Source organism: Chloroflexota bacterium, from assembly GCA_035652535.1.
GTDB lineage: Bacteria > Chloroflexota > UBA6077 > UBA6077 > SHYK01 > DASRDP01.
Map to the genome: position 1 here is coordinate 1 of DASRDP010000039.1, position 3081 is coordinate 3081.

Here is a 3081-nt window from a genome sequence, read left to right on the forward strand (position 1 = left end):
GGCCGAAGCCTGGCTCCGGGATGCAGGCTACACCAGGGGGCCGAGTGGCTTCTATCAGCGCGTAGATGAGCAGCTTGCTTTCGAGGTCGCGATCACCGAGAGTCCGGACAGCGTGCGGGAGATCCTGGTGATGGCAGACGGCCTCCGCTCCCAGGGCTTCGACGTGCAGCAGCGTGTGATCCCCCGGATCGAAGCCCAGAACGCCCAGGTGCGCGCGACCTTCCCCGCCCTTCAGGCGGTTGGGATCGGACTCGGCGAGCAAGCCCTCAACGCCCTCCATAGCTCGCAGATCCCCGCCCAGGCCAATCGCTGGCTCGGCGGTAATCGCGGAGGCTGGGCCTCGGCCGAATACGACCGCCTGCTGAGCGAGTTCAACACGACGCTGGATCGCCAGGACCGACTGCCCCTGGTTCGCCAAATGCTCCGGGTCTACGCCGACGAGATACCCTCGGTTGGGCTCTTCTTCTCCTCGACGTCGTTCGCCTACGTCAACGGCCTCACCGGTCCGGCGCCGGCCGCGCCCGAGTCGGACGTATCCTGGAACATCCAGGATTGGGACTGGACGCCCGGTTGATGGCCGGGGGCTGATTCGGATACCGGCGCCCCGTTGCGCACGTCGCGCCGGGGATGAGCCACGGGCTGCACCTACGAGCGTAGCGAAATGGGGTCCGTGCGGTACGTAACGGGCGGCATCGTGCACTCCACTCCCTCACGGCGATTCGCCTCGATGAAGTAGCGGCGCACCTCCGGGTCCTCGTCCTCGTAATCGATCAGCACGCCCCCCTCGCGTACGGGGGTCAGCACCCCCTCTTCCCGACGGGTCGCCAGCGGGTTGTGGCTGGCCCCGTACAGCGCCACGTGGCGGGCCGGAACGTTGCCGGTGCTCATGTGCTGGTGGAACCAGCCGTCCGGCGGGGAGTAGATGCTGTTGGGGCCCCATTCCACGAGAACAACGCGATCGGCGTAGCCGTCCTGCCAGGGATGAATGCCGATTTCGTGCGGCCAGAGATTGACGTAGCCGTGGCCCTTGAGCCCGACGAGCACGGCGCCCGGACCGTGGTAGTGGGCCTTGTGATAGCGGCCCACGGGCCACTCGGAGATATGCCCCGACGGAAAGCCCCCGGCCATTCGGTAGCCGGTGAGCTGTCCGCCGGCGACCTTGTGGTTGTTGTCGTCGACGAACTCCGCGTTCACGTCCGGAATGAAGTTGGTGTACCAGGTACGCGGGTGATATCCACCCGGATAGATGCGGTCCTCCGTCCGCGCGAAGTAGCTTTCGCTGCCGTCGTAGAGCTCGACGAAGTCGTGGTCGCAGGTGAAGACGAACTCGAAGGGGCTGGCCGGGGTTTCGACGCTGTGACGATCCTGGGCGGCCCAGTTGCCGAAGAGCGCGGTCATGACGCGCGGCGCTGTCGTCACGCCGAGATAGAGCACCGGCTCTCGGCCCAGGTTGAACATGCGGTAGTAGGTGTTCTTCGGGGGAGCGAACAGGCTTCCCTTGCCCCACTCGAACGTTCGCTTGGGGCCGTTCTTCTGCCAGAGCTGCGTCGCTCCGGTTCCCTGTAGGATAAGCGTGAACTGCTCGTATAGGTGGTGCTGGATGTCGAGGGATTCCCCAGGCGGAATCTCGCAGACAAACATGCCCAGCTCCGACTGGTAGGTGCCTTCCAGCTCGAGAAAGACCGCCCGCCCCGCGCCGGTTCGCGCCCAGCGCTCGCGCGGTACCGCCGTGATATCGGAGATGCCCGCCACGGCGAAATGGATCGGAATTCCTTCGCCGCGCATCCACTGGTAGTAGGCCATGCGCTCCCGAGCCTGCAGATCTCTGGGATCGACGCTCTCCGGTGTCTTGCTTGCCTGCATGCTGCCTCCCACAATCAGTGAGACCCTGGGCTCGTTCCCCGGGCTGGGTCCGGCGGTTCCTTACCCGCTGTGTGGGCATCGGCCCTTCGCCGGCCGGGCCGGTTCGGGACGCAGTATAGCAGCGACCTCGCTACGTCGCGCGGGATCGCCGCGTGGGATATGCTTAGGCGCGGCCAGAGTAGCGCGCGAAGGGGGGCTGACTCTTGAAGCTTCTGTTCTTCAACGATTTTCGGTTGGGTGTGCTGAAGGCTGGTGGCCGCGTGGTAGACGTCACTGCCGCCGTGCCCATCGCGGCGTCGCTGCCGAGAACCCGGCTCGGCGGCCAGCTCATCATTGAGACGGTCATCGAGGACTTCGACCGCTTCCGTCCCGAATTCGAGCGCGTGGTCGCGCGGGAGGAAGGGGTGCCCTACGCGGACGTCACAGTGCGGCCTCCGCTCCCACGGCCGCCGAACACCCTCTGCGCCTGGGGAAATTTCCAGGACACGAACAATCCCAAGCCGAAACGGCCGATCTACTACATGGACTTCTTCCACAAGAGCGCGACGTCGGTGGTCTCCAGCGGGGACACGGTGGAGCTTCCGAACTGGGAGGAAGCGACGTCGTTCAACCCTGAGCCGGAGCTGGCATACGTGATCGGCAAGCGAGCGAGGAAGCTCTCAGCCGGGCAGGGGCTCGACCATGTCTTTGGCTTCATGAATTTCGCCGACATCTCGTGCCATGGGGTACCGAACCGATTCACCAATTTCATGCACAAGTCGCTCGAGAGCTTTGCGCCCATGGGACCGGTGATCACAACGAAGGATGAGATTCCCGATCCCCAGAACGTGCGTGTGCGCCTCTACGTCAACGGCGAGCTGAAGCAGGACTACAACACAAACGCGATGGTCCAGCCCATCGAAGAGCAGGTGGTCTGGCTCTCTCAGCTCATCACGCTTCAGCCAGGAGATGTCGTCTCGTGCGGCACGCACCACGTCGGCCTGCCCCCCATCAATGACGGTGACGTCGTGGAGCTGGAAGGCGAGGGCCTGGGGCGGCTGCGCTTCAACATCAAGAGCGACGGACCGCGCAAGACGCAGTACTGGGCCCCCGGCGGCGGGGTGCGGCGGTCTGAGATCTGGACGCCAGCGCCACAGGACATTCCTGCACACCTCGCCTGATCGAACGACGTCGCCGCCACGAAGACCCGAGGGCCGCCCGGGGCCGTGCCGGACGGTC

Annotated in this window: 3 protein-coding genes; 2 read left to right on the forward strand and 1 reads right to left on the reverse strand. The window is 65.2% G+C overall.

Annotated elements, in window-relative coordinates; genetic code table 11:
* A partial coding sequence (locus VFC51_04975; GenBank protein HZT06361.1) for a hypothetical protein occupies positions 1-574 on the forward strand: 574 nt, incomplete at its 5' end.
* 71 nt (positions 575-645) lie between these two features.
* Here the strand turns inward: VFC51_04975 and VFC51_04980 are convergent.
* Positions 646-1863 (reverse strand): hypothetical protein, encoded by a 1218-nt coding sequence (locus VFC51_04980; protein ID HZT06362.1) that lies wholly within the window; start codon positions 1861-1863, stop codon positions 646-648.
* Between the two features lie 203 nt (positions 1864-2066).
* Between VFC51_04980 and VFC51_04985 the strand changes: the two genes are divergently transcribed.
* Positions 2067-3023 (forward strand): fumarylacetoacetate hydrolase family protein, encoded by a 957-nt coding sequence (locus tag VFC51_04985; protein HZT06363.1) that lies wholly within the window; start codon positions 2067-2069, stop codon positions 3021-3023.
* The last annotated feature ends 58 nt before the right edge of the window (positions 3024-3081 follow it).